Source organism: Paenarthrobacter sp. 22069, from assembly GCF_052046035.1.
Taxonomy (GTDB): domain Bacteria; phylum Actinomycetota; class Actinomycetes; order Actinomycetales; family Micrococcaceae; genus Arthrobacter.
Genome location: NZ_JBQEQF010000023.1, coordinates 1 through 23989 on the forward strand (window position 1 = coordinate 1; position 23989 = coordinate 23989).

24 protein-coding genes are annotated in these 23989 nt (G+C 66.8%); 21 read left to right on the forward strand and 3 right to left on the reverse strand.

Annotation, left to right across the window (positions count from 1 at the left end; translation table 11 throughout):
- Window positions 1-122 precede the first annotated feature (122 nt).
- The 8 genes from ACTJK0_RS17330 to ACTJK0_RS17365 all read left to right on the forward strand — a co-directional run bounded on the left by ACTJK0_RS17330 (window position 123) and on the right by ACTJK0_RS17365 (window position 7327).
- Window positions 123-1367, forward strand: a complete 1245-nt coding sequence (locus ACTJK0_RS17330) for an integrase catalytic domain-containing protein (RefSeq protein WP_440744316.1) — start codon at window positions 123-125, stop codon at window positions 1365-1367.
- Between the two features lie 97 nt (window positions 1368-1464).
- On the forward strand, window positions 1465-3198 hold the full coding sequence (locus ACTJK0_RS17335; RefSeq protein WP_440746034.1) for a molybdopterin-dependent oxidoreductase: 1734 nt from the start codon (window positions 1465-1467) through the stop codon (window positions 3196-3198).
- A gap of 23 nt (window positions 3199-3221) precedes the next feature.
- The gene (locus tag ACTJK0_RS17340) at window positions 3222-4475 is read left to right on the forward strand and encodes a molybdopterin molybdotransferase MoeA (RefSeq protein WP_440746035.1); all 1254 of its coding nucleotides are present in this window, start codon (window positions 3222-3224) and stop codon (window positions 4473-4475) included.
- On the forward strand, window positions 4463-4954 hold the full coding sequence (gene moaC, locus ACTJK0_RS17345; protein WP_440746036.1) for a cyclic pyranopterin monophosphate synthase MoaC: 492 nt from the start codon (window positions 4463-4465) through the stop codon (window positions 4952-4954). The genes ACTJK0_RS17340 and moaC overlap by 13 nt, the downstream gene beginning before the upstream one ends.
- Window positions 4951-5475: a MogA/MoaB family molybdenum cofactor biosynthesis protein gene (locus ACTJK0_RS17350; protein ID WP_110544817.1), complete on the forward strand. Its 525-nt coding sequence runs from the start codon at window positions 4951-4953 to the stop codon at window positions 5473-5475. Before moaC ends, ACTJK0_RS17350 begins: the two co-directional genes overlap by 4 nt.
- Window positions 5465-5953, forward strand: coding sequence for a molybdenum cofactor biosynthesis protein MoaE (locus ACTJK0_RS17355; protein WP_440746037.1), 489 nt, complete (start codon window positions 5465-5467; stop codon window positions 5951-5953). The genes ACTJK0_RS17350 and ACTJK0_RS17355 overlap by 11 nt, the downstream gene beginning before the upstream one ends.
- 126 nt (window positions 5954-6079) lie before the next feature.
- Window positions 6080-6850, forward strand: a complete 771-nt coding sequence (gene dapB / locus ACTJK0_RS17360; RefSeq protein WP_440746038.1) for a 4-hydroxy-tetrahydrodipicolinate reductase — start codon at window positions 6080-6082, stop codon at window positions 6848-6850.
- Between the two features lie 3 nt (window positions 6851-6853).
- A complete protein-coding gene (locus ACTJK0_RS17365) occupies window positions 6854-7327 on the forward strand; it encodes a hypothetical protein (RefSeq protein ID WP_110544822.1) in 474 nt (157 codons plus the stop codon).
- A gap of 227 nt (window positions 7328-7554) precedes the next feature.
- On the opposite strand, the gene ACTJK0_RS17370 is transcribed toward ACTJK0_RS17365, so the two are convergent.
- On the reverse strand, window positions 7555-8790 hold the full coding sequence (locus tag ACTJK0_RS17370; RefSeq protein WP_440746039.1) for a heparan-alpha-glucosaminide N-acetyltransferase domain-containing protein: 1236 nt from the start codon (window positions 8788-8790) through the stop codon (window positions 7555-7557).
- 84 nt (window positions 8791-8874) lie between these two features.
- Here ACTJK0_RS17370 and ACTJK0_RS17375 point away from each other — a divergent pair, with 84 nt between their 5' ends.
- The 7 genes from ACTJK0_RS17375 to ACTJK0_RS17405 all read left to right on the forward strand — a co-directional run bounded on the left by ACTJK0_RS17375 (window position 8875) and on the right by ACTJK0_RS17405 (window position 16752).
- The gene (locus ACTJK0_RS17375; RefSeq protein WP_440746040.1) at window positions 8875-9252 is read left to right on the forward strand and encodes a hypothetical protein; all 378 of its coding nucleotides are present in this window, start codon (window positions 8875-8877) and stop codon (window positions 9250-9252) included.
- Window positions 9253-9310: 58 nt separating this feature from the next.
- Complete coding sequence (dapA, locus tag ACTJK0_RS17380; RefSeq protein ID WP_440746041.1) at window positions 9311-10219, forward strand: 4-hydroxy-tetrahydrodipicolinate synthase; 909 nt, start codon at window positions 9311-9313, stop codon at window positions 10217-10219.
- Window positions 10220-10259: 40 nt separating this feature from the next.
- Complete coding sequence (locus tag ACTJK0_RS17385) at window positions 10260-11951, forward strand: ribonuclease J (protein WP_110544831.1); 1692 nt, start codon at window positions 10260-10262, stop codon at window positions 11949-11951.
- Window positions 11952-12097: 146 nt separating this feature from the next.
- Window positions 12098-14992 carry a DNA translocase FtsK gene (locus tag ACTJK0_RS17390; protein WP_440746042.1) on the forward strand — a complete coding sequence of 965 codons (2895 nt, stop codon included), beginning with the start codon at window positions 12098-12100 and terminating at the stop codon, window positions 14990-14992.
- Window positions 14993-15009: 17 nt separating this feature from the next.
- Window positions 15010-15657: a CDP-diacylglycerol--glycerol-3-phosphate 3-phosphatidyltransferase gene (pgsA, locus tag ACTJK0_RS17395; protein WP_440746043.1), complete on the forward strand. Its 648-nt coding sequence runs from the start codon at window positions 15010-15012 to the stop codon at window positions 15655-15657.
- Window positions 15654-16133: a CinA family protein gene (locus tag ACTJK0_RS17400; protein ID WP_440746044.1), complete on the forward strand. Its 480-nt coding sequence runs from the start codon at window positions 15654-15656 to the stop codon at window positions 16131-16133. The genes pgsA and ACTJK0_RS17400 overlap by 4 nt, the downstream gene beginning before the upstream one ends.
- 166 nt (window positions 16134-16299) lie before the next feature.
- Window positions 16300-16752, forward strand: coding sequence for a helix-turn-helix domain-containing protein (locus tag ACTJK0_RS17405; protein ID WP_110544837.1), 453 nt, complete (start codon window positions 16300-16302; stop codon window positions 16750-16752).
- Between the two features lie 102 nt (window positions 16753-16854).
- On the opposite strand, the gene ACTJK0_RS17410 is transcribed toward ACTJK0_RS17405, so the two are convergent.
- Entirely contained in the window at window positions 16855-17376 is a 522-nt protein-coding gene (locus ACTJK0_RS17410) for a MarR family winged helix-turn-helix transcriptional regulator (RefSeq protein WP_440746045.1), read from the reverse strand.
- A 41-nt stretch (window positions 17377-17417) separates the two neighbouring features.
- On the opposite strand from ACTJK0_RS17410, the gene ACTJK0_RS17415 reads away from it, so the two are divergent.
- From ACTJK0_RS17415 to dapF, 6 genes are all read left to right on the forward strand, one after another.
- On the forward strand, window positions 17418-17642 hold the full coding sequence (locus ACTJK0_RS17415) for a DUF3046 domain-containing protein (protein WP_110544841.1): 225 nt from the start codon (window positions 17418-17420) through the stop codon (window positions 17640-17642).
- A gap of 205 nt (window positions 17643-17847) precedes the next feature.
- Window positions 17848-18903, forward strand: coding sequence for a recombinase RecA (recA, locus tag ACTJK0_RS17420; protein WP_110544923.1), 1056 nt, complete (start codon window positions 17848-17850; stop codon window positions 18901-18903).
- Window positions 18904-18975: 72 nt separating this feature from the next.
- Window positions 18976-19524: a regulatory protein RecX gene (locus tag ACTJK0_RS17425; RefSeq protein ID WP_110544842.1), complete on the forward strand. Its 549-nt coding sequence runs from the start codon at window positions 18976-18978 to the stop codon at window positions 19522-19524.
- 3 nt (window positions 19525-19527) lie between these two features.
- Window positions 19528-21087 (forward strand): tRNA (N6-isopentenyl adenosine(37)-C2)-methylthiotransferase MiaB, encoded by a 1560-nt coding sequence (gene miaB / locus ACTJK0_RS17430; protein WP_440746046.1) that lies wholly within the window; start codon window positions 19528-19530, stop codon window positions 21085-21087.
- Between the two features lie 3 nt (window positions 21088-21090).
- A complete protein-coding gene (gene miaA, locus ACTJK0_RS17435; protein ID WP_440746047.1) occupies window positions 21091-21987 on the forward strand; it encodes a tRNA (adenosine(37)-N6)-dimethylallyltransferase MiaA in 897 nt (298 codons plus the stop codon).
- A 98-nt stretch (window positions 21988-22085) separates the two neighbouring features.
- Window positions 22086-23030, forward strand: coding sequence for a diaminopimelate epimerase (dapF, locus tag ACTJK0_RS17440; protein ID WP_440746048.1), 945 nt, complete (start codon window positions 22086-22088; stop codon window positions 23028-23030).
- Here the strand turns inward: dapF and ACTJK0_RS17445 are convergent.
- Window positions 23002-23625 (reverse strand): class I SAM-dependent methyltransferase, encoded by a 624-nt coding sequence (locus tag ACTJK0_RS17445; protein ID WP_440746049.1) that lies wholly within the window; start codon window positions 23623-23625, stop codon window positions 23002-23004. The two genes, dapF and ACTJK0_RS17445, sit on opposite strands and share 29 nt — an antisense overlap.
- Window positions 23626-23989: the final 364 nt, after the last annotated feature.

The following is a 23989-nucleotide window of genomic DNA, read 5'->3' on the forward strand; positions in this document are numbered from 1 at the left end:
CGCGTTGACTCGTAAATAACCTCCGCGAAGGGGGATACGTTGCCTCATTAATAATCCTCCGCTTGGGTTGGCGGTTGCCGGGGTGGGCGGATGGAGGCTAGGCCGGGTGGATGGGATTGACGATGGCTGAGCGCAAGGCCGTGACGAAGCAGCTGGCCAGGTCCTATCGGGCCGGGGACAGGGTCCGGAAGGGAAGAATCCTGGACGAGGTCGTGGAGTTGACCGGCTGGCACCGGGATCATGCCCGGGCGGTGCTTCGGCATGCTTTGGACCCTCCGCGGCCCAGGCCGGTCAGGCCCGGCCGGGCACCGGTATACGGGGCGGATCTGCAGCCTGCTCTGGTGTTCTGCTGGGCGGTGCTGCGCGCTCCTGCCGGAAGGCTGCTGGCGGCGGTGATGCCAGAACTCGTCCCGATGCTGCGCGACGAGAAGGCCCTGGACATCACGGACGCCCAGGCGCAGCTGCTCGGGCGGATGAGCGCAGCCACGATCGACAGGCGCCTGGCCGGGGAACGGGCCAAGCTGCTGCCGCGGGGCCGGTCCCACACCAAACCCGGATCGCTGCTCAAGTCCCAGATTCCGATCCGCACGTGGGCTCAGTGGGATGACGCCGTGCCCGGCTTTGTGGAGATCGATCTGGTCGGCCATGAGGGCTCGAACAGTTCCGGACAGTACTGCTTCACGCTCACCGTCACGGACATCGCCACTGGATGGACGGTGAACAGGTCCGTGCCCAACAAGGCCCAGAGGCATGTCTTCGCTGCCCTCCAGCAAGCCATCTCTGCCTTCCCGTTCCCGGTGATCGGCATCGATTCGGACAACGGAGGAGAGTTCATCAACAACGATCTTTTCGACTTCTGCCAGGAACAACGGATCACTTTCACCCGCTCACGTCCGTATAACAAGAACGACGGGGCCCACGTCGAGCAGAAAAACTGGTCGAGGGTCCGTGAGCTGGTGGGCTACCTGCGCTACGACACCGCCGCGGAACTTGCGCTGCTGAACCAAATCTGGGAGCTGGACCGTACCTTCACCAACTACCTGCTTCCCCAGCAGAAGCTCGTATCCAAGACCCGCCACGGGGCCACGGTGACAAAGATCCATGACGCGCCGGCGACCCCCCACCGCCGCGCGGCCGCCGATCCTCACACCGAAAGGAAGGCGGCAACCCGCATGAACGCCGAGTACCGGAAAGTCAGACCCGCGGCCCTGTCCCGGCAGATCCTGGCCCTCACCGGGCAACTCGGAACCCTCGCCACCGCCAAGCAGCCAGCGCCCATCAAACCGCCAGTCAACGAGGACTGGAACCGCCGACCCAACCGGAGGTTTTCCAATGAGGCAACGTATGCCCCTTCGCGGAGGTATTGACATGAGGCAACAGGCTCATGACTTCGCCCGCTGCCAACCTGCCGGGAGTTGCCTCAGATCCGGCGCCCTTTGGCGCCGACAAACCTATGCTGGAGGTGTGAAGAGTCCCCGGCCCGGACGCCTGATGGACGACGGCGGCACCGGCCTTCCACGGCAGGTGTCCAACGGCGGCGCGCACCCAGGTGCGGGCACTATCCCAGGTGAACGCCGGCAGGCGGCAAGCCCTGGCGGCAGGACCGGGAAGCTTCTGCCTAACAGGCCGGATTCGCCGCGAAGGGACACGCGGCAGGACAGGGATGGACGGCGCAGGTTCCTCGGCGCTGCTGCCGGTGTTGTGGCTGTCGGCGGCGGCTTGGTGGCGGGGGAACTCCTGGCCAGTTTCCTGAGCCCGTCGCTGTCACCCCTGACGGCCGTGGGCGGCGCTGTCATCGACGCGGTCCCGCCCGGCGTCAAAGACTGGGCCATCTCACTTTTCGGGACGGCCGACAAAGCCGCCCTCCTTACCGGCATGGCCCTCGCCATTGCCGTGCTCGCCGCCTTTGCCGGCGTCCTGGAAGACCGCCGGAAGTTCGCCGGTATTGCCGTGGTGGGTATTTTCGGGGTGGCAGGAGCTGCGGCCGTCCTGACCCGCGCCCAGGTGACACCCACTGCCCTGGCACTTCCGGTGCTGGCCGCCGTGCTTGCCGGCATCCTCCTGCGGTTCCTGATCCGGAAACTCCACGCTTGGCGCGGGGAAACAGACGCAGGCACCGCCTCTGGCCCATCCCGCCGCAGCTTCTTCCAATCCCTTGCCGTCACCGCAGCGATTTCAGCCGTGGGAGGCGTGCTCGCTGGAATCTGGCGCGGCGCCGCCATCGCGGCCAGCGAAGCCCGCGCCCGTATCTCCCTTCCCGGTCCCGCCTCACCCGCCCCGCCCATCCCGGCCGCCGCGGAATCGGGGGTGGCCGGTGCAACGCCGCTGGTTACGCCCAACCGGGACTTCTACCGGATCGATACGGCGCTGTCCGTCCCGGCGGTCAACCCCGACACTTGGATCCTGAAGGTTACAGGGATGGTCGGCCGCGAGGTGCAGCTCTCCTTTGCCGACCTCCTGGCCAAGCCGCTGACCGAGCGGCACATCACCATTGCCTGTGTCTCCAACGGTGTGGGCGGCGATCTGATCGGCAACGCACGCTGGCTGGGCTGGCCGGTCCGTGAACTGCTGGCCCAGGCCGTTCCCCAGCCGGGCGCCGACATGGTGCTCTCCCGCAGTGCCGACGGCTGGACCGCAGGGACGCCACTCGAGGTCCTCACCGACTCCAGGGACGCGCTGCTCGCCGTGGGCATGAATGGGGAGCCCCTGCCGCTGGAGCACGGGTTCCCGGTACGGCTGGTGGTCCCTGGCCTGTACGGGTATGTGTCGGCCACCAAATGGGTCACGGAACTGAAGGTCACCCGGTTCGCCGACGACACTGGCTACTGGACCCCGCGCGGCTGGTCCGAGCGCGGTCCCATCAAAATGTCATCCCGCATCGACGTGCCCCGCAGTGGCCGGCCGGTCACCGCAGGAACGGTTGTCTTCGGGGGAGTGGCCTGGGCCCAGCACACCGGCATCCGGAAGGTGGAACTGAGGATCAACCAGGGACCGTGGCAGGAAGCCGACCTGGCCGCCGGAATCTCCCTCGACACCTGGTACCAGTGGAAGCTGGCGATGGACCTCACCCCCGGACAGTATGAGGTCCAGGTTCGCGCCACCGACCTCACGGGCCGGCCACAGGAAGAAACGGCACGGCCACCGGCGCCGGACGGGGCTACGGGATTCCACACGGTTAGAGTGGACGTGAAATCCTGACAGCCGCAACCAAAGGCGTACCCATGACCCGTTCCGTTCCGCATGGCCAGACCAGGCACCAGGTGCACCACGGGGCGCGGTCCGTTGCAGAACACGCCGCCGCCGTCCGGGACCTCCTCAACGGCGTCGCCGCGGGGGACCGCGTCGAAACCCTTCCGCTCGGCAAGGCACTCGGCCGCGGCCTCGCGTCGGATGTCGACGCGCCGCTCAGCCTTCCCCCTTTTCCGAACTCCCAGATGGACGGCTATGCCGTCCGTTCCGGTGATATTGCCGACGGCGGGGCGCAGCTGCGCACCATGCCCCCGGTTCCCGCCGGGGCAAGCCCGCAACCGCTGGAGCCCGGAACAGCGGCGCCCATCATGACGGGGGCCATGATCCCGGCGGGGGCTGACGCCGTCGTACCCATTGAAAGGGCTGTCCCGGATTACTTCCTGGCATCCGGGGACGGACGGACAGTAACATTGCCGGCCACCGCCCAGGGAACGTACGTGAGGGCCGCCGGAAGCGATATCGCAGCCGGGGAGGAGGCCCTTGCCGCCGGAACGTGCCTGGGGCCGGCCCAGCTCGGGCTGCTCGCCGCCCTGGGTATTCCAGAGGTGCCTGTGTACCGGGCCGTGACAGTCCTGCTCGTCACCACCGGGGATGAGGTGGTTGAACCGGGCCGGCCTCTTCCGCCGGGCAAAATCTATGACTCCAACGGAACACTGCTCGAGGCGGCCCTGAAGCAGGCGGGTGTTACCGTCCGGCGTTCCGGTATCTCCACTGACAACCCGGCTGAGCTGACTGCACTGCTGCGGGCGCGGAGCCAGGGTGCCGACCTCATCGTCACCACCGGCGGGGTCAGCAAGGGCGCCTACGAGGTGGTGCGCCAGGCAATGGCTGAACAGCCCGTCGAGTTCCTGCACGTGGCCATGCAGCCGGGCGGTCCCCAAGGGATAGGAACGTTCGACGGCGTCCCCTTCCTGGGGTTTCCCGGCAATCCGGTCAGTTGCCTGGTGTCCTTCGAAATGTTCCTCCGCCCCGCCCTCTCAGCGTTGTTGGGGGCACCGGCAGCCAGGCTGCCGCTGCGGGCCCGCCTGGCCCAGCCCCTCACGTCCCCCGCGCCCAAACACCAGGTGCGGCGCGGCAGCCTGCAGCCGGACGGGACGGTGCGGCTTGAGGGCGGCGAAAGTTCGCACCTGATGCACGCCCTGGCAGGTTCCAACGTCCTGGTCCACGTCCCGGCCGGCGTAACGGAACTCGCCGCCGGTGACGAGGTGGAAGTATGGATGCTGTGAACGCAGAACAGACCCCAGCCCTGACGCACCTGCGCCAGGACGGCAGCGCCCAGATGGTGGACGTCTCCGCCAAGACCGAGACCACCCGCGAGGCCACGGCCACCGCCACCGTGCGGACCACCGCAGAGGTGATGGAACTGCTGGGCACCGGCGGCCTCCCGAAGGGCGACGCCCTGGCGGTTGCCCGCGTGGCCGGCATCATGGCTGCCAAGAAAACGCCGGACCTGGTGCCGCTGTGCCACCCGCTGCCGCTGTCCAAGGTCACAGTGGACTTCGAACTGGGCGCCGAAACAGTCACTATTACCTCCACCGTCAAGACCCGCGGGGTCACCGGCGTGGAGATGGAGGCCCTGACCTCTGCATCCGTGGCCGCCCTCAGCGTCTACGACATGATCAAAGCAGTGGACAAGCACGCCGTCCTGACGGACATCAAGGTCCTGGCCAAGAGCGGCGGCAAGAGCGGGGACTGGGCACTGTGACCTCCATCTTCGGCGCAGCCGAGCCGCACCGGCACGGCGACGTGCAGGGTCGCAGGGCCGGTGTCGTTATCGCCTCCACCCGTGCTGCCGCCGGCATCTACGACGACGAAACCGGCCCGATCATCACCGACTGGCTCACCGAGCACGGCTTCGACGTCTTCCCCGCCATGGTGGTCCCTGACGGCGAGCCCGTCGGGGCTGCCATCCGGGCGCTCCTGACCCAGCATCCCGCCGTCGTTATCACCAGCGGCGGCACCGGGCTCAGCCCGGACGACCGTACGCCGGACGTCACCCTGCCCCTGCTGGACCGGGAAATCCCGGGCATCATGGAGGCCATACGGCGGGCCGGCGCCGAGAAGACCCCGTTGGCTGCCCTGAGCCGTGGACACGCGGGCGCCGCGGGGAAAACGTTTATTGTGAACCTGCCCGGATCACCAAAGGGCGTCATGGACGGACTGAGTGTCCTGGATCCCGTGATCGGGCACCTCTGCGACCAGCTGGAAGGCGGACATGGGCACTGAAGCAGCATTCGAAATAGTAAGGGCCGTGCTGAGCGCGGACCCGATCTCCGTTGACCAGGCGATTGCCGCAGTGGACAGCGAAACGGCCGGCGCGGTGGTCAGCTTCAGCGGCGTCGTCCGGAACCACGACGGCGGCAAGTCCGTGGAGCGACTCAGCTACAGTGCGCACCCCACGGCGCACCAAGTGATGTCCGACGTCGTCGCCCGCCTGGTTGCCGAGCAGAACGCTGCGGCGGAACAGGCAGCCGGGGAGGCTTCCGGAGGCAGTGGCCAGCCCGTCCGTATCTGGGCCGCCCACCGCATCGGCATGCTGGAGATCGGCGACCCGGCGCTTGTGTGCGCCGTGTCCGCTGCGCACCGCGGGCAGGCGTTCGCCGTCTGCTCCGAACTGGTGGACCGGATCAAGGAGCAGGTGCCCATCTGGAAGGAACAGTTCTTCTCGGACGGCACCGTGGAATGGGTGGGTGCGGGCAGCTGACGCTGCACCGGACACACGCGGGTGGATCCTCGGATTCACCCCTCCGGCAGGTCAGGAGGCCGAATGCGAGGTAACGCACGCCGGCCGGTTCCTGCACCCACCGGTCCCGCCGGTAGGGTTAACGCCATGACCGAACAACACTCCGTTCCCAAGCTGGTGGCCGTCCTCGGCGCCAATGGACGCATGGGCGCCGAAGCCGTCAAGGCCATCGACGCCGCGCCCGACATGAAGCTCGTCGCAGCCCTGGGACGGGGTGATTCACTGGAGCAGCTGACCACCGCAGGCGCCCAGTACCTGGTGGACCTGACCGTTCCCGAAAGCACCGAAGCGAATGTCCGCTTCGCCGTCGAACACGGCATCCACGCCGTCGTGGGCACCACCGGCTGGGATGCGGCGCGGGTCTCCGCGCTGGAATCCCTCCTGGCCGGGCACCCGGAAACAGGTGTCCTCATCGCGCCCAACTTTGCGCTGGGTTCGGTGCTCGCATCGGCCTTCGCCGCAAAGGCGGCCAGGTACTTCGAGTCGGTGGAAATCATCGAGCTGCACCATCCGGACAAGGTGGACGCCCCCTCCGGCACCGCAGTGCGAACGGCGCAGCTCATTGCGGCGGAACGGGCAGCGGCGGAGCTGCCGCCGAGCCCTGACGCCACCACCAGCGAATGCCCCGGGGCGCGCGGGTGCGAGGTTGACGGCGTCCGCGTGCACAGTGTCCGTCTCCGCGGGCTCGTGGCCCACCAGGAAGTACTCCTCGGCGGCCCGGGTGAACAGCTGACCCTCCGGCACGATTCCTTCGACCGGGCCTCCTTCATGCCCGGCGTCCTCCTGGGCGTCCGCAACGTCGCGGCGCACCCCGGCCTGACCGTGGGCCTGGATGGCTACCTGGACCTGGGGTTCTAGGCAGTGAACGGGTTTGCCGCCGGCTTCCGGAAGAACCGCACCAAGATTTGGGTGGGAGCGGTGACGCTGCTGCTGGTCTTCTACCTGGTGGTGTCCTTCCAGCGGTCCCTCCTGCTGCTGGCGGACAGCAACCTCACCGCCAAGGCCATCGGCGCCGCCTACCTGGTGCTGCCAATCGTCGGCGCATGGGCCCTGATCCGCGAACTCATGTTCGGCGCCCGGACGGAGCAGATGGCCAAGGTCCTGGAGGCAGAAGGCGGACTTCCCGTCGATGAGCTGCCCCGTACGCCCGGTGGCCGGATCGTCCGCGCCGCCGCGGATGCCGAGTTCGAAAAATACCGCGCCGAGGCTGAAGCCGCTCCCGGCGACTGGCGCTCCTGGTTCCGGCTCAGCTGCGCCTACGACGCCGCCGGGGACCGCAAACGGGCCCGCGCATCAATGCGCGACGCCGTCCGGCTCTTCACCGCCGCGCCCTAGCACGGGCTACTACTGGCTGTGCGGAGCACAGCTTCACTGCGATGGGTACGTCTGCCCATCGCAGTGCTTCGCCGTCCACGCTACGTTTAATTAGTAAACAGTCTTTAGCTTCTTTGGGGGAAAGCATGAGGTTGGCACAGTCCTTGCCGTGGCCGTGGTCCAGAAGCATATTGGATGGTGAACTAGCAGCCACCCCGTAACCGTCAGCCGGTGAGTATTTGGTCCGGTCACTGCAGGGCTTTGACGCCGCCCCGGCCCACCAGGGTCGCCGCGTGGCCCATCCATTCCAGCGGGCCGCGCCACCTCAGTACGGCGAACAGCATGCCCACGAGGACGGCGACGGCGGCATGGGCAAAGTACATTCCATCCTCGGTCCAGCCCGCGGGCAGCGGCTTGAGGTAGAAGCCGGAAACCACCCAGACGTGCACGGTGTAGAGGGTCAACGTCATGGCGCCCGCCCCGCGCAGCGGCAGCAGCAGGTCCAGGTCCACCCACTCGGCCAGGCGGCCCAGCAGCAGGAAGGCACCGATGACGGCGGCCGCCACCGCTGAGGTGTGCAAGAGGTCAAGCGTGGTCCCTGAATGCGGCGCAGCCGACGCCAGCCACCACCAGGAACCTTCCTGCGGAAGTCCGGCCAGGTTCACCTGCAGCACGCTGCCCAGCGGGTACCCGGGTGAGTTGATGGCTTCTTCCAGCGCTGCCAGGCCACCCCAATCCCAGATGGCTGTTGTGCCGACGGCCTTGGCCGCAATGGCAACCATGGTTCCGCCCACCAGCAGCAGGACGGGGATCAGTGCCTTGGTGAGGACGAGGCGGCCGATCGCGAGTCCCACCAGCAGGTAGGACAGCCACTGCAGCACCGGGTAGTAGCCCGTGAGGAACAGATCCCCGAGCAGCCGCGAAGGCGTCCCCAGGTCTTCCCAGGTGGGGTTGTGGCCCAGTTTGAGTGGTGGTTCGGGTGCGAGGAGCCAGGGCCGGAGCAGGTAGGCCATGACCGGGGACGCCAGGATCCAGCCGGCTGCCCAGGCACAAAGCCGCTTCACTCCCAGCCCCAGGAAGGGCAGGACGCACAGGAACAGGACTGCGTAGTGCACCAGGATGATGGCCACGTTCACGTCCAGGCCGCCCAGGGTAAGTCCGACGGCGGCAATCACCAGCGCGCGCAGGGTAACACCGCGCCGGGCCGCGGAAAGTTCGGCGCCCTCCAGCGGCCTGTCCTTCCCCGTTGAGAGGGCGAGTCCCACGCCCGCGAGCACAGCGAAGAGCGCGGCGGCCCGTCCGGAGAACGTGAGGCCGATCCACGTGGGCGTAAGGCTGGCATTCTGTTCGAACGTCGGCAACAGGTGGGTGGCCATCATGCCGAGCAATGCCAGGCCCCGGGCCGCGTCGATCCCCCGGAGGCGGCCCGCCTGCTGCCGTCCGGGAGCTTTCCGGGACCGGGTGGCCGGGGTGCGGGACGTCATGACCAGATCGTCTCACATGCAGGTGGGGGCGCTCCTGTCACAGGGATCTTGTATTCGAATATATGTTCGAATAGTATCTGTCGCATGGACATGTCATCAACGGGGGGCGCACAGGAGCAGGGCCGCCTGCCGGTTGACCCCGGCGCCGGCAGCGGGCTGCTGAGGGCAATGAGCCCGGGAGTGGTGGATTATCTGTTCCGCCAGCTTGTCGCGGGCAAACCGGCCGAGGACGTGCAGTGGGAGCAGGAAGGCGTCAGCCTGGCCGCCCAGCCGGAAGGGGCGGAGCTTGCCCGGCGGCTCGCGGAAACGGACATGGAAGCGCTTACACCCACGGAGTTGTTCCACTACGTACGCGCCGCGCAGCGGCTCGCGTCCTGGGCTGAGGACCTCCGGCAGGCCGCCGTCGGGCGCTATTGCCATGCCGGAACAACCGCGCCCCGGTCGCGACAGGACCCTATTTGACGTTCGTCACGCCCGTGGCATTGTCCTAACCAGCCGGGGACAGGGTAACGTTTTTTCCATGGCTGACTCTTCCGCGCACATCCCTGCCCTCGGTACACTCCTGACCGCCATGGTCACGCCGTTCACCAAGGACGGCGCCGTGGATTACGACCAGGCGGCAGCGCTGGCCAGCAAGCTGGTCGACGACGGCTGCGATGGCCTGGTAGTTACCGGAACCACCGGTGAAACCTCCACGCTGACGGACGAAGAAAACCTCGGGATGTTCCGCGCCGTCAAGGACGCCGTGGGCGGCCGCGCGGCAATCATTGCCGGCACCGGCACCAATGACACCGCGCACTCGGTCCACCTCTCCCAGCAGGCAGCAGCCCTCGGCGTCGACGGCCTCCTGCTCGTTACCCCCTACTACAACAAGCCCAGCCAGACCGGGGTACGCGCCCACTTCGAGACCATCGCCTCCGCCGTTGACGTACCCGTCATGCTGTACGACATCCCCGGCCGGTCCTCTATCCCCATCGAACCGGACACCATGATCCGGCTCGCCCAGCACCCCAACATCGTCGCCGTCAAGGACGCCAAGGCCGACCTTACGGCCGCCACCCGCGTCATGGCGGAAACAGACCTCCTCTTCTATTCGGGCGACGACGGACTGACTCTTCCCTGGATGGCACTGGGCGCCGTCGGCCTGGTTGGCGTCACCACCCATGTAGCCACCCGCCGCTTCCGCGAACTCATCGACGCCGTCAACGCCAACGACCTTGGGACTGCCCGCAAGATCAACTTCGAGCTGCAGCCCGTAGTCCGCGCCACCATGACCCGCGTCCAGGGCGCCGTCGCGGCCAAACAGATTCTTAAATGGCAGGGAGTCCTGCCCAACTCGATTGTCCGTTTGCCCCTCGTGGAGCCGGACGAAACCGAGATCGAAATCATCCGCGGGGATTTGGCGGAAGCGGGGCTGGTCTTCTCCTGAGGCTAAGACCGGCACCCTTCCGCCTGGAAAGAAGTGCACTATGACCCAAACTGCCCTTACCGGCCTTGTTACCCCTCCGCGTCTGCCCCAGGGCACACTGCGGATCGTCCCGCTCGGCGGGCTGGGGGAGATCGGCCGGAACATGGCCGTGTTCGAAATCGACGGCAAGCTGCTGATCGTGGACTGCGGCGTCCTCTTCCCCGAGGAAACGCAGCCCGGCGTTGACCTGATCCTGCCGGACTTCTCCTACATCGAGGACCGGCTGGACGACGTCGTGGCCGTGATCCTCACCCACGGCCACGAGGACCACATCGGCGCCGTGCCGTACCTGTTGAAGCGGCGCAGCGACATCCCCCTGGTGGGTTCGCAGCTGACCCTTGCCCTGATCGAGGCAAAGCTGCAGGAGCACCGCATCCGCCCCTACACCCTGACGGTCGAGGAAGGCCAGGTGGAGAAGTTCGGACCGTTCGAATGCGAGTTCGTGGCCGTCAACCACTCCATCCCTGACGCCCTTGCCGTGTTCCTCCGCACCGCGGGCGGCACCGTCCTGCATACCGGCGACTTCAAGATGGACCAGCTGCCCCTGGACGGCCGCATCACCGACCTGCGGCACTTTGCCAAGCTGGGCGAAGAGGGCGTGGACCTGTTCATGTCCGACTCGACCAACGCGGACGTCCCCGGCTTCACCACTGCCGAGAAGGAAATCGGCCCCACGCTGGAGCGGCTTTTCGGCCAGGCCACCAAGCGCATCATCGTGGCGTCCTTCTCCTCGCACGTGCACCGCGTGCAGCAGGTCCTTGACGCAGCGGCCAAGCACAACCGCAAGGTGGCCTTCGTGGGCCGCTCCATGGTCCGCAACATGGCCATCGCGGAAAAGCTCGGCTACCTGGATGTTCCCGCCGGGCTGATCGTCGACATCAAGAACATCGACAACCTCCCCGACAACCGCGTGGTGCTCATGTCCACCGGTTCCCAGGGCGAGCCAATGGCCGCCCTGTCCAGGATGGCCAACGGCGACCACCGCGTGGTGGTGGGCGACGGCGACACGGTCATCCTCGCCTCCAGCCTCATCCCCGGCAACGAGAACGCCGTGTTCCGGATCATCAATGGCCTCCTCAAGCTGGGCGCCGACGTGATCCACAAGGGCAACGCCAAGGTGCACGTGTCCGGCCACGCTGCGGCCGGTGAACTGCTCTACTGCTACAACATCCTCGAGCCGCTCAACGCGATGCCCGTGCACGGCGAAACCCGGCACCTGATCGCCAACGGCAAGATCGCCATCGAGTCCGGGGTTCCGGAGGCCAGCGTCATCCTCGCGGACAACGGCACGGTCATCGACCTCCGCGACCACCAGGCGGACATTGTGGGCCAGGTGGAGGTGGGCTTCGTCTACGTCGACGGCTCCAGTGTGGGCGAAATCACCGACGCCGACCTCAAGGACCGCCGCATCCTGGGCGATGAGGGCTTCATCTCGATCATCACGGTGATCCACCGCGCCACCGGCAAGGTGGTCTCCGGGCCGGAGATCCACGCCCGCGGCGTGGCCGAGGATGACTCCGTCTTCGACGACATCATCCCCAAGATCAACGCGGCGCTGGAAGAGGCTGTCCAGAACCATGCCGACCACACGAGCCACCAGCTCCAGCAGGTGGTGCGCCGGGTCGTGGGCACCTGGGTCAACCGCAAGCTGCGCCGCAAGCCCATGATCATCCCGGTGGTGCTCGAGGCCTGAGAAGCCCGACCACCACAAGCGTCGCCGCCGGTTTCCGGCCAGGGGGCCCGGTTCTTCGGAACCGGGCCCTTCGCGCATCCCGCCGAGCTGGCGGAGGAAGCCCGATATCCCCGGAATCACAGCCTGCTTCCGGTAGCGTGGCTACTATGGCCACACGTACTACTTCCGCGCCCAAAGGTACCGGCAGGGGGAGCTCCGGCAGCAGATCCGGAGCCTCCACAGGCCGCGGAACCGGCTCCACCGCCAGCAAACCAGCGCGTGGCGGGTCATCCAGCACCGCACGCACCCGCCAGCTTCCCGCCGTCGAACACCACCAGCCGTGGCTGCTGCGCGTCGCGGGCGGGGCGTGGCTGGGAATTGGCCACCTGGTGGGCGGGGGAATCCGCCGCATCGGACACGACGTCAGTGACCTTCCTTCCGAGGACCGCCGCGACGGCGCCGCCCTCTTCAACCTGGCCCTGGGAATCTTCATTGCCACCTTCGCCTGGTGGGGCCTGACGGGCTGGCTGCCCGACGCCGTCTATGCCGTGGTGAACGGAACCTTCGGCTGGATCTCCCTGCTCCTGCCGCTGATGCTCTTCGTGTGCGCCTTCCGGCTGTTCCGGCAGCCCTCCGATGGCCGCGGCAACAACCGGGTAGGCATCGGCTTCCTGATCATGACCTTCGCCGGCTGCGGGCTTGCCCACGTCCTCGGCGGGCAGCCCACCGTTGCCGACGGCTTCGACGGCCTCCGGAAGGCCGGCGGTATGCTCGGCTTCCTCGCCGCAACGCCGCTTGCAGCCATCCATCCCGCCGTGCCTGTGGCGCTCTACGCCCTGCTCGCGTTCGTGTCGGTGCTGATCATCACGGCCACCCCGTTCACGGCCATCCCGCGGCGCCTCCGCGGAGCCTACGAACACCTCATGGGCATCGACCTGATTGAGCAGGACCAGGCCAGCGACGGCCATGACCGCAGCTACCTGGAGCGGACCCCGCCGGCTGCGCCAAGGAAAAAGAAGAAGCGCAGGCTCTTTGGCAAGGACGAGGAGACCGAGGCAGGCCTGGACGGCTACGTGGGCGACGAAGCCTTCGAACACGCCGTCATTGACGACGACGAGCCGGAACCCGACCGCCCCGCCCCCGGCGTGCGCCGGCCCACCCAGGCCGAGATCGCCGTCGAAAAGATTAAGGCTGCCCAGGGCCTGGGCGGAAGTTCCGCGGCGGCTCCCGCCGAGAACGCCACCGAGGCCATTCCGTTGGTGATCCCAAGTGCCAATGCACCCGCCAAGGCGGCCCCCGCGCCCACCGTTCCTTCCAACCCGGTGGCCCCGGCACCGCCGCCCGCCCCCATCCCGCAGCGGACGGAGCAGCTTTCCCTCGCCGGCGACGTCACGTACACCCTCCCGGCCTCGGACTTCCTCACGCCGGGCTCCATCCCCAAGGAGCGCACCGAGGCCAACGACGCCGTCGTCGCCGCCCTGACCGACACCCTGACGCAATTCAACGTCGACGCCACCGTCACCGGCTTCAGCCGCGGCCCCACCGTCACCCGCTACGAGATCGAACTCTCGCCCGGCACCAAGGTGGAGCGCGTCACGGCCCTGTCCAAGAACATCTCCTACGCCGTTGCTTCCAGCGATGTCCGCATCCTGAGCCCCATCCCGGGCAAGTCCGCCATCGGCATCGAGATCCCCAACACGGACCGCGAAACCGTCTCCCTGGGGGACGTCCTCCGCAGCCAGAACGCCCGCCGCACCGACCACCCCATGGTTATGGGCGTGGGCAAGGACGTGGAGGGTGGCTACGTGGTGGCCAACCTGGCCAAGATGCCGCACCTGCTGGTGGCCGGTGCCACGGGCGCCGGTAAGTCATCCTTCGTGAACTCGATGATCACCTCCATCCTGATGCGCGCCACTCCGGACGAGGTCCGGATGGTCATGGTGGACCCCAAACGCGTGGAGCTGACCGCCTACGAGGGCGTCCCGCACCTGATCACGCCCATCATCACCAACCCCAAGAAGGCCGCAGAAGCGCTGCAGTGGGTGGTGCGGGAAATGGACGCCCGGTACGACGACCTCGCCAACTACGGCTTCAAGCACATCGACGACTTCAACAAGGCCGTCCGCGCCGGCAAGGTCCATCCGCCGGTGGATTCCAAGCGCGTCATCCGCCCGTACCCCTACCTGCTGGTGATCGTGGACGAGCTTGCCGACCTCATGATGGTGGCGCCGCGCGACGTCGAAGACTCGATTGTCCGCATCACCCAGCTCGCACGTGCTGCCGGAATCCACCTGGTGCTTGCCACCCAGCGCCCCTCCGTGGACGTGGTCACCGGCCTGATCAAGGCCAACGTTCCCTCCCGCATGGCCTTCGCCACGTCCTCCGTGACCGACTCCCGGGTGGTCCTGGACCAGCCCGGCGCGGAGAAGCTGATTGGCCAGGGTGACGCGCTCTTCCTGCCCATGGGTGCGTCCAAGGCCATGCGTGTCCAGGGAGCCTGGGTCACGGAATCCGAAATCCACAAGGTCGTCGAGCACGTCAAGGGACAGCTGCAGGCTGTCTACCGTGACGACGTCGCGCCCGAAGCGGAAAAGAAGCAGATCGACGACGACATTGGGGACGACCTCGAGGTGCTGCTGCAGGCCACCGAACTGGTGGTCACCACGCAGTTCGGTTCCACCTCGATGCTCCAGCGCAAGCTCCGGGTCGGGTTCGCCAAGGCCGGCCGGCTTATGGACCTGCTCGAGTCGCGCGGCGTGGTGGGCCCCTCCGAGGGCTCCAAGGCCCGTGATGTGCTGGTGAAGCCGGACGACCTCGCCGCCGTCCTCGCCGCCATGAAGGGGCAGGAGGCCCCCGCGGCGCCTGACTCCCAGACCGCCGCGCTCAGCGACAACGCCAACGCGAACATCGCGCAGGGCGGTTACGCCGAGGACTTGGTTGCCGCCGACCTGGACAAGCGGAAGCAGAACGTCGAATACTACGACGGTTCGGATTCCGCTCCCGGCGGCTACGGCGATGACGACGACGGCTCCGAAGACGCATGGTCCCTCACGGGACGCTAGGCCGGTAGCCTAGGAACGTGACTAGCACCGATGCAACCGCCGCCGGCCAAGGCCGAGCCGGGGTCTGGAACCTTCCCAATGTCCTGACCATGATCCGCATTGTGCTGGTCCCGTTCTTCGTGTGGTTCCTCGTCGCGGATGCGCCCGGGCTGCACAGTACCTCCGGTCCGTGGCGCTGGGCGGCGGTGGCGGCGTTCTCCGTCGCCATCTACACAGACAAGCTCGACGGCGACATCGCCAGGAGCCGCAACCTCGTCACCGACTTCGGCAAGATCGCCGACCCCATCGCCGACAAGCTTCTCATCGGCTCCGCGCTGGTGATGCTGTCCCTGCTGGGCGAGCTCCCGTGGTGGGCCACCCTCGTGATCCTGGTCCGGGAATGGGGCATCACGGCCCTGCGCTTCTTCGTGATCCGCTACGGTGTGATTCCCGCCTCCCGCGGCGGCAAGCTCAAGACGGTTGTGCAGACCGCGGCGATCTTCCTGTATCTGCTGCCCTTCGGCGGCTTCGCGCCGTGGATGACCTGGGTCGCGTTCGCGGTCATGATGGCTGCCGTCGCCATCACGCTCTGGACCGGGGTGGAATACGTGGTTGAAGCCCTGCGCCTGCGTGCGAAGGGGAAGCGCCAGGCAGCACCAACCGTGGAAGGGCAGGAGCAGGGATGACCAACCTCCACCATCTGGCTGCACAGGCCGTCCGCCAGGCCGTCGAGTCGGGGCAGACGGTTGCCACCGCGGAATCGCTGACGGCGGGCATGGTGTCTGCGGTCCTGGCCGACACGCCCGGCGCCTCCGGCATGCTTCAGGGCGGTGTCGTGGCCTACCAGAACTCCGTCAAGGAAACCGTGCTGCACGTCCCCGGTGACCTGCTGGCCCGTGCCGGCTCCGTCGACCCCGACGTCGCCCGCGCCATGGCCGCAGGGGCGCGCACTGTCCTGGGCGCCGACGTCGGGCTTTCCACCACGGGAGTGGCCGGCCCCGACGCACACGACGGCAAACCGGTGGGGCGGGTTTACATCGGGGTTGCCACGGCCGCCGGGACCGCCGGTTTTGAATATTCGTTCACCGGCAGCCGGCCGGACATCAGGGGAGCTGCCTGCGCCGCGGCCCTGGAAAGGCTGCTGGAAGCCTTGTCTGCCTGACCCCTCCGGGCCCAAGTTACCGCGCGTAAAGTTTCCGGGAACAAAAGCCGGTACCGATTAGTTATTACATTGTGTCGCTTCCGGAGAGCGGAGGCGCCTAGGATGAAATGACCACGACGGTCCGCCCCGCGGCGGACCTGACCAATGAGGGAGCAAGGCGATACAGATGGTAAAGCAGCCCGTATCCGTAAACGGCGTTGTCCGCTGGAAGGATGTGGGCCTCGCCGAACAGGCTAAGAGCGAACAGAAGGAGCGCAAGATGGTAGTACTTCGTCACGAAATTGGTGATGTCCTGCGCGATGTCCGCCAGCGTCAGGGGCGTACGCTCCGCGAAGTTTCGCACAGTGCCCGTGTCTCCCTGGGATACCTCAGCGAAGTGGAGCGTGGCCAGAAGGAAGCATCGTCAGAACTTCTGTCCTCGATCTGCTCGGCGCTGGATGTTCCGTTGTCAAGCATGCTCCGCGAGGTCAGCGACCGCGTGGCGGTCGCGGAGGGCGTGGCCGTTCCGGACACCGTTCCGCAGGAATTCTCCCAGCGTTACGGCCGTGACCTGGAACGCGACCTCAACAACGAACTGAACGACGAACTCTCCACGGGCCTTCTCTCCGGCGCCCGGTAAACGCAAGCCCCACCGCAGGTGGGGCGAACGGCAACAGGAAGCCCCCGGCCAGGCCGGGGGCTTTTCTGCTGCCTCCGAATACTCCGTTGGGCCCTAATCCTCCTAATTGGCGGATTCTCCGGTGGCTTCCCTGGGAAACCCGTCACGCTCATAGGTAGAGTTCAGCATCGCCATGTAACGGGCAAGTTCCTGGAGGTCCTCCACCGGCCACTCCCGCAGGCGTTCCTGGAAGACCTGGCGCCGGGCGTCCTGGACCTGGTGCATCTTCTCTTCGCCCTTCGGCGTCAGCTGGATGGACTGGGCCCGCCGGTCCATCGGATCCGCTTCCTTGGACACCAGTCCCAGGCTCTCCAGGAACGCAATCTGCCGGCTCACCGACGGCTTGCCCACACCGATGTTCATGGCGAGGTCGGTCAGGCGGATGGGCCCCTCCCTGCGGATGACCGTCAACAGTCCATACGCGGCCGGCTCCATGTCGGGGTGCACTTCCCGGGAGAGCTGGTTCGAGATGGCCCTGGCCCGCCGCCAGAAAAGGCTGATCTGGTGTTCGACATTCTGCAGTGCCGTGTCGGCGGCATCATCGCCTCTGCCGGGCTGCGGCGGGAGATCCGGAGGGTTGCTCATGGCAACAATTCTAGGGTCCGCAATCGTGAGAGGATTTACCGATGCGAATCAGCGAGTACTGGCGTCTGATGGATGACGAGTTCGGCGCGGGCTATTCCCGTGTCCTGAGCAGCACCCTCGTCCTCGCCGGGGTGGGCGGCCGAACTGCCGACCAGGCCCTGGCAGCAGGCGTGGAGCCGCGGAAGGTTTGGCTGGCTGTCTGCGACGTCCAGGACGTGCCGGCCGGACGGCGGCTCGGCCGCGACATCGCTCCCCGCCGCGACTGACTGGGCCCCGCTCCGGGCAGGCTGACACGCCGCAGGACCCCGACTCTTCGAATACCTGTTCGGATAAGGCTATGCTTTTTCCATCGGGTTTATCCACATAACCGTCGTCCTCCGGCCGGAATGTCAGTGGGTCCCCTTAGCGTCAGAGATGACCAATAAAACGGCCGCGTAGGCCACCATCGAGAAAGCATTAGAGGTGTCAACCATGGCGGCAGCCCCGGATCGTGCAAAAGCGCTGGAAGCAGCGCTTGCCCAGATTGACAAGCAGTTCGGCAAGGGCTCGGTCATGCGCCTGGGCGACGAAGTCCGTGCCCCGATCGAAACCATCCCCACGGGCTCCATCGCCCTGGACGTGGCCCTCGGCATTGGCGGGCTCCCGCGTGGCCGCGTCATCGAAATCTACGGTCCGGAATCCTCGGGTAAGACCACGGTTGCCCTGCACGCCGTGGCAAACGCGCAGCGCGCCGGCGGCATCGCAGCCTTCATCGACGCCGAACACGCCCTGGACCCCGATTACGCCGCCAAGCTGGGCGTGGACACCGACGCCCTCCTCGTGTCGCAGCCGGACACCGGTGAGCAGGCCCTGGAGATCATGGACATGCTGGTGGGGTCAGGTTCGCTGGATATCGTCGTCATCGACTCCGTTGCCGCCCTGGTGCCGCGCGCGGAAATCGAAGGCGACATGGGGGACAGCCACGTGGGCCTTCAGGCGCGACTCATGAGCCAGGCCCTGCGTAAGATCACCGGCCGCCTGAGCCAGACCAAGACCACCGCCATCTTCATCAACCAGTTGCGTGAAAAGATCGGCGTCTTCTTCGGCTCTCCCGAAACCACCACTGGTGGCAAGGCCTTGAAGTTCTACGCCTCCGTGCGCATCGACGTCCGGCGGATCCAGACCCTCAAGGAAGGTGCCGATTCCGTCGGCAACCGGACCAAGGCCAAAATCGTCAAGAACAAGATGGCTCCGCCGTTCAAAGTCGCCGAATTCGACATCATCTACGGCCAGGGCATCTCCCGCGAAGGCGGCATCATCGACATGGGCGTGGAGCACGGCATCATCAAGAAGTCCGGCTCCTGGTTCACCTATGATGGCGACCAGCTGGGCCAGGGCATGGAGAACTCGCGCCGGTTCCTGCGCGATAACCCGGAGCTCGCCGCCGAACTGGAGCGCCTCATTAAGGAGAAGCTCGGCGTTGGGGTCAAGCCTGCCGAGGATGAGTCTAAGGACGCGCCCAAGCTGAAAGCCGTCGACGGGTTCTAGCCCGTGGCCGGATCGCGTACACGCCGTAGCCGGTCCGACAGCCCTTCCGGAGGGCTGTCGGACACCGACGCCTTGCCGGAGGACCCGCAGTCGGCCGACGCCGAACCGGATCCGTTCAGCGTTGCCCAGACGATCGTCTACCGGCAGCTGACGGCCTCGCCAAAGAGCAGGCTGCAGCTGGCCCGGAAGCTGGCCGAACGAAATATCCCGGAGCACGTTGCCGAAGCTGTCCTGGACAAGTTCCAGGAAGTCCGCCTGATCGACGACGCCGAGTTCGCGGAGATGTGGGTCAGGAGCCGTTCACAATCCCGCAAGCTGGCCAAAGGCGCCCTCCGCCGCGAACTCGCGGACAAGGGCATCGACCAGGAGACAGCTGCGTCAGCCCTGGAGCAGCTCTCCGACGCCGATGAGGAGGCCGCCGCCAGGACGCTGGTTGAGCGCAAGCTGCGGCCCGGCACGGACCTGTCCGACCAGGCAGAGCGGGACAAATCTGTCAGGCGGCTGGCGTCCATGCTGGCACGCAAGGGTTATCAGCCATCCCAGGCGTTCCGGATCGTCAACGAGGTGCTGGATTCCCACGGGGATCACGACAGCGCCGCGTTCCAAAGCCGGTACCCTTAACTGGTGAGTTTGACCATTCCTTCCCCCCACTCCGGCGCCACCGCTTCCGTTGATCCGGCGGCCGTGCCGCAATCCGAAGCCGCCCAACCCCGCACCTACCAGGTGCGCACCTTTGGCTGCCAGATGAACGTGCATGACTCGGAGCGGATGGCCGGCATGCTCGAAGACGCCGGTTACGTCCCGGCGGAAGGCGACCACGCCGACGTGGTGGTGTTCAACACCTGCGCTGTCCGGGAAAACGCCGACAATAAGCTCTACGGCAATTTGGGCATCCTGGCCCCCGTGAAGGCGGCCAACCCCGGCATGCAGATTGCCGTGGGCGGGTGCCTGGCCCAGAAGGACCGCGAGACGATCCTGAAGAAGGCGCCTTGGGTTGACGCCGTCTTCGGCACGCACAACGTGGGGGCCCTGCCTGCACTCCTGGACCGCGCCCGCCACAACAACGAAGCGCAGCTTGAAATCCTGGAATCCCTGGACGTGTTCCCGTCCACACTTCCCACAAAACGCGACTCCGTTTACTCCGGCTGGGTGTCCATCTCTGTCGGCTGCAACAACACCTGCACCTTCTGCATCGTGCCGGCACTGCGGGGCAAGGAAAAAGACCGACGGCCCGGTGACATCCTCGCCGAGATCCAGGCGCTGGTGGATGACGGCGCCATCGAAGTGACCCTCCTGGGGCAGAACGTCAACTCCTACGGCGTCGAGTTCGGTGACCGGGAGGCCTTCTCCAAGCTGCTGCGCGCCTGCGGAGACATCGAGGGCCTCGAACGCGTGCGCTTCACCAGCCCCCATCCGGCCGCTTTCACTGACGACGTCATTGACGCCATGGCCGAGACCCCGAACGTGATGCCACAGCTCCACATGCCGCTGCAGTCGGGGTCGGACCGCATCCTGCGGGCCATGAAACGTTCCTACCGCTCCACGAAGTTCCTGGGCATCCTGGACAAGGTGCGGGAAAAGATTCCGCAAGCGGCTATCTCCACGGACATCATCGTTGGATTCCCGGGGGAGACGGAGGAGGACTTCCAGGCAACGCTGGACGTGGTGGAACAGTCGCGCTTTGCCACCGCCTTCACGTTCCAGTACTCCAAGCGGCCGGGCACGCCCGCCGCCGACCTGCCGGACCAGCTGCCCAAGGCCGTGGTCCAGGAGCGGTTCGAGCGGCTCACCGCCCTGCAGGACAGGATCGCTGCCGAGGAGAACCGCAAGCAGCTCGGCCGCCGGCTCGAGGTCATGGTCACCGCCCAGCCGGGGCGGAAGTCCGGGGAAACCCACCGGCTGTCAGGGCGCTCACAGGACCAGCGGCTGGTCCATTTCTCCGTTCCCGACGGCGCAGCCTCGCCCCGGCCCGGAGACCTCGTCACCGTCACCATTACTGAGGCCGCGGCATTCCACCTCGTGGCTGATCCCACGCTGGAGGATTACAGCCTGCGCCGGTCCCGGGCAGGGGACGCCTGGGACAGGTCCCAGGCCGACTCCTGCGGTGCACCGGCCCCGGGCGCCGGGGCAGGAGCGAAGGGTGTCTCCCTCGGCATGCCCACCCTGCCCCTGCGCACCCGCTGACAGGTGGCTGCCCCACCTGTGATCGCCGTCGTCGGTCCCACCGGCTCCGGCAAGTCAGACCTCGCCGTCAATCTCGCCCTTGAACTCGGCGGTGAAGTCGTCAACGCCGACGCCATGCAGTTCTATCGGGGCATGGACATCGGTACCGCAAAAATCACCGTGGCCGAGCGGCGCGGGGTGCCGCACCACCTCCTCGACATTCTGGACGTAACCCAGGAAGCCAGTGTTTCCGACTTCCAGGCGCAGGCGCGCGAGACCATCGACGACATCCATGGACGCGGCAAGCGCGCCATCCTGGCCGGTGGTTCCGGGCTGTACGTCCGGGCAGCGCTGGACGTCCTGGAATTCCCGGGGACCGACCCTGCTCTCCGTGCCCGGATTGAGGCAGAGCACGCGGAACTCGGCACAGGCGAACTCCTGGCCAGGCTAAAGGCCGTTGATCCCGTATCTGCGGACCGGGTCTCAGACGCCCGGAGGATAATCCGCGCCCTGGAAGTGCACGAACTCACGGGCCGGCCCTTCAGCTCCTACATGCCCCGGCGCGAGTATTTCCGGCCTGCCGTGCAGGTGGGCCTTGCCGTGGACCGGGACGTGCTGCGGGAGCGGCTGGCGGCCCGTGTGCACCGGATGGTGGACGGCGGACTGCTGGACGAGGTCAGGGAATTGGACACCCGTGGCCTGCGCCGGGGCAAAACCGCGTCCCGCGCCCTTGGCTATGCCCAGTTCCTGCGGGTCATCGACGGCGGCTCAACCGTTGCGGAGGCCGCCGAAGAGACGATCGTGGCCACCCGGCAGTTCGCGCGCCGGCAGCTGACCTGGTTCCGCGCCGATCCGCGAATTACCTGGCTCGACTGGCAGGATCCGCAACTCGTGGGCAAAGCCGCGGAGCTGTGCAGGTAAAAACTGTGCCCGTAGGAGCCGTACAGGCGGGAGGTTGAACTGTGCCTGCCACTGTTGCGGTTTCAGCGGCGGCAGCATCCGGCGCTACGCTTGGGAACATGAATGCCACCCCCGCAGAAACTCCCGGATCCGCCCTGCGCTCATTGAGCGGGCTCCGCTTTTCGAAGGGGCACGGCACCGGCAACGACTTCGTCCTGGTCGCCGACCCGGAGGGGACCCAGGCTCTGGGAGCTGACCACGCTGCCACCCTCTGTGACCGGCACCGCGGCATCGGAGCCGACGGTCTGATCAGGGCCGTCCCCTCCCGCTTCCTGCCCGAGGGCCGGGAACTGCTCGCCGCCGCCCCGGACGCGGAATGGTTCATGGACTACCGCAACGCGGACGGCTCACTGTCCGAAATGTGCGGCAACGGGGTCCGGGTCTTTGTCCACTTCCTGCTCACGGAGGGCCTCATCGACCTTCCCGACGGCGCGGCTCTCACCATCGGCACCCGCGGAGGCGTCAAGACGGTGGTCCGGACCGGGGACGGCTACGCGGTGGACATGGGGCCGTGGGAATTCATCTTCCCCGGGGAGGCCAGCGCCAAGGCCATGGATTCCCTGGTTACTGCCGACGGACTGGAAGTTCCCCGGCCGGCGCTGTCCGTCAGCATGGGCAATCCGCACACGGTGGTGGCCCTCGCTGAACTGTCCGAGCTGGAAGGCACCCGGCTTTTCACGGCGCCCAAGGTCGACCCCGTACCCGCCAACGGGACCAACGTGGAGTTCGTGGTGCCCTCCGAGCCCCTGGTCAACGACGGCGTGGGATCCGTCACCATGCGGGTGCACGAGCGCGGCGTGGGGGAGACCCAGTCCTGCGGTACGGGAGCCTGTGCTGCCGCCGTCGCCATCCGCCACTGGGCCGGCGCCGAAGCGCCGGACGCGTGGCGCGTCCATGTTCCCGGGGGCGTGGTCGGTGTGAAGTTCTTTGCCGGGCCCGGCGGCCATGAACATGTTGAGCTCAGCGGCCCAGCCGTTATTGTGGCGAGCGGGACGCTTTCGTAACCTTCAGGATCCGGAAGGTCTTTGACGTTGACGCGCGGGTTACGGTGAAGGAGCTGTCAAGTTCGGCTGCCAGCCAGCGCTGAAGCGAATCCGAACCGAGGTTCTTCTGCACCACAAGCCACGCCGTTCCGCCGTCGGCCAGGCGCGGCAGCCACAATTTCAGCAGTGCATGCAGCTCGTCTTTCCCGATGCGGATCGGCGGGTTGGACCAAATGGTGTCGAAGCGGACCTCCGGGTCCACGGCCCCTGGCGTGTCGGCCACGACGTTGGACAGTCCCAGCGTGGCGGCGTTTTCGTTGGTCAGGGCGATGCATCGTTCGTTTACGTCCACGGCATAGACCTTTGACTGCGGAGCAAGCAGTGCCATGGTGAGTGCGATTGGGCCCCAGCCGCACCCGATGTCCAGCAGGTTTCCCTGCGGATGCGGGGGCGGGACCTTGGCCAGGAGCACGGCGGTGCCCTTGTCGATTCCGTCCGGGCTGAAGATGCCGGTGGAGGTATGGAGCCTGCGCGTCTCACCGGCCAACTCCACAGTAAGTGGCTTACGGGTGAAGGGGCCGGCGGGGGACGTGCTGAAATAATGTGCGGACTCCATAACTGGCCAGAGTAGTTCCCCTTGCAGCGTAAAGGGAAACCGCGCAGAAGCCGCTCTGCTACTCTGGAGGGCATGTTCCTGATCTTCGAGTAGCCGCGCGGGCCCACTGCCCGTCCCGCACCTGTCCTCCAGCGACAGCCCGTCCCGCAGCGACGCAGGCTCCCACACCTTCCGCTGCACACCGGCGCAGACCTCTTTGTCCCGCCGGCCCCGGACAATACTCGAACGTCAGCCCCGTGCTGCAGTTTCAGCCATTTTCCGGCTCCCTTTTCCCCTGCCGCCTCCCTGGCGCGGCATCACCGGCCCCGGCACCGCAGCCGGCGGCGACACAACAGGAGAAGATGCATGACCGCAGGCCGTCAGC

Coding starts and splice junctions, on each gene's coding strand:
- ACTJK0_RS17390 (WP_440746042.1), top strand. CDS start 12,098: ATGGCCACACGTACTACTTCCGCGCCCAAAGGTACCGGCAGGGGGAGC.
- ACTJK0_RS17405 (WP_110544837.1), top strand. CDS start 16,300: ATGGTAAAGCAGCCCGTATCCGTAAACGGCGTTGTCCGCTGGAAGGAT.
- ACTJK0_RS17400 (WP_440746044.1), top strand. CDS start 15,654: ATGACCAACCTCCACCATCTGGCTGCACAGGCCGTCCGCCAGGCCGTC.
- ACTJK0_RS17375 (WP_440746040.1), top strand. CDS start 8,875: ATGGACATGTCATCAACGGGGGGCGCACAGGAGCAGGGCCGCCTGCCG.
- dapF (WP_440746048.1), top strand. CDS start 22,086: ATGAATGCCACCCCCGCAGAAACTCCCGGATCCGCCCTGCGCTCATTG.
- ACTJK0_RS17330 (WP_440744316.1), top strand. CDS start 123: ATGGCTGAGCGCAAGGCCGTGACGAAGCAGCTGGCCAGGTCCTATCGG.
- dapB (WP_440746038.1), top strand. CDS start 6,080: ATGACCGAACAACACTCCGTTCCCAAGCTGGTGGCCGTCCTCGGCGCC.
- ACTJK0_RS17385 (WP_110544831.1), top strand. CDS start 10,260: ATGACCCAAACTGCCCTTACCGGCCTTGTTACCCCTCCGCGTCTGCCC.
- ACTJK0_RS17445 (WP_440746049.1), bottom strand. CDS start 23,625: ATGGAGTCCGCACATTATTTCAGCACGTCCCCCGCCGGCCCCTTCACC.
- ACTJK0_RS17370 (WP_440746039.1), bottom strand. CDS start 8,790: ATGACGTCCCGCACCCCGGCCACCCGGTCCCGGAAAGCTCCCGGACGG.
- recA (WP_110544923.1), top strand. CDS start 17,848: ATGGCGGCAGCCCCGGATCGTGCAAAAGCGCTGGAAGCAGCGCTTGCC.
- dapA (WP_440746041.1), top strand. CDS start 9,311: ATGGCTGACTCTTCCGCGCACATCCCTGCCCTCGGTACACTCCTGACC.
- ACTJK0_RS17340 (WP_440746035.1), top strand. CDS start 3,222: ATGACCCGTTCCGTTCCGCATGGCCAGACCAGGCACCAGGTGCACCAC.
- ACTJK0_RS17415 (WP_110544841.1), top strand. CDS start 17,418: ATGCGAATCAGCGAGTACTGGCGTCTGATGGATGACGAGTTCGGCGCG.
- moaC (WP_440746036.1), top strand. CDS start 4,463: ATGGATGCTGTGAACGCAGAACAGACCCCAGCCCTGACGCACCTGCGC.
- ACTJK0_RS17355 (WP_440746037.1), top strand. CDS start 5,465: ATGGGCACTGAAGCAGCATTCGAAATAGTAAGGGCCGTGCTGAGCGCG.
- ACTJK0_RS17410 (WP_440746045.1), bottom strand. CDS start 17,376: ATGAGCAACCCTCCGGATCTCCCGCCGCAGCCCGGCAGAGGCGATGAT.